1 protein-coding gene is annotated in these 1083 nt (G+C 54.4%); it reads left to right on the top strand.

Going from position 1 to position 1083, the window contains the following annotated elements; genetic code table 11:
• A partial coding sequence (locus tag Psfp_RS21145) for a molybdopterin cofactor-binding domain-containing protein (protein ID WP_153189580.1) occupies positions 1 to 1083 on the top strand: 1083 nt, incomplete at both ends.

Here is a 1083-nt window from a genome sequence, read left to right as displayed (position 1 = left end):
GACCGCGGTAGAAAAATCGGGCTACCTGGAAAAACACGGCAAGCTGCCTTTCGGTAAAGGCATCGGCCTGGCCGGCGGCTATTACATTTCCGGTACCGCCTATACCCTCTACCAGTCATATAAGCCCCATACCTCAGTAACGCTGAAGGTAGACACCGAGGGCGGCGTGACCCTGCTTTGCGCGGCTGCCGAAATCGGCCAGGGCTGCATTACTGCCATGGCCCAGATGGCGGCTGAAGCGCTGGGCATCCATTTTGAAGACGTGCACGTTCAATTAGGCGACACGGAAATCGGCAGCTTCGACTTGGGTAGTTTTGCCAGCCGTTTAACCTATGCTTCCGGTTATGCCATCCTGGAAGCGGCCAAAGAAATCAACTTCAAGCTTAAAGAAATGGCCGGCGGATTGCTTGGCTGCCGGGCTGACCAGTTAACCATTAAAGACCGCAAGATCTATTCCATGTTCGAGCCCAAGTTCAATATCGACTGGGCAACAGTGGTGCAAAAATATGTCAACTCCGTTGGCGCTTTAAGTGCGATTGGACACTTCTCGCCGCCGCGGCGCAAAGGCATTGACATCATCACCGGCAACCGGATTCAGGGCGCCAACATCGGCCACTCTCCCACATTTGGCTTCAGCTGCCAGATCCACGAAGTGGATGTGGACACCGAGACCGGGCGTGTATACGTCAGGAAGGTAACCGAGGCTGGCGACGTGGGACAACCGATTAACCCGATGGCCGTGGATGGCCAGGTGGAAGGTTCCATCGTGTTCAACATGGGCGCCTGCCTTTACGAAGATATGAAGTTTGACGCCAACGGCAAGCACCTGAACCCGAACTTCCACGACTACAAGTGCCCGACATTTATGGAAATGCCGGATATGGACACCAATATTGTGGACGCCTACGACCCGACCGCGCCGTTTGGAGTTAAGGAAACCGGTGAAGGCGCCGTTCAGCCGACCTTCCCGGCGATTACCAACGCGATCTACGACGCTATCGGTGTAAGGTTCTACGAAGTGCCGATTACTCCGGAAATGATCCTCAAGGCCTTAAAAGAAAAGAAAGAAAAAGAAGCTGGCTG

The organism is Pelotomaculum sp. FP (genome assembly GCF_004369245.1).
GTDB classification, from domain to species: Bacteria; Bacillota; Desulfotomaculia; order Desulfotomaculales; family Pelotomaculaceae; genus Pelotomaculum_C; species Pelotomaculum_C schinkii.
The sequence above is the reverse complement of the archived record's forward strand: the minus strand, read 5'-3'. Positions and strand labels throughout refer to the sequence as shown.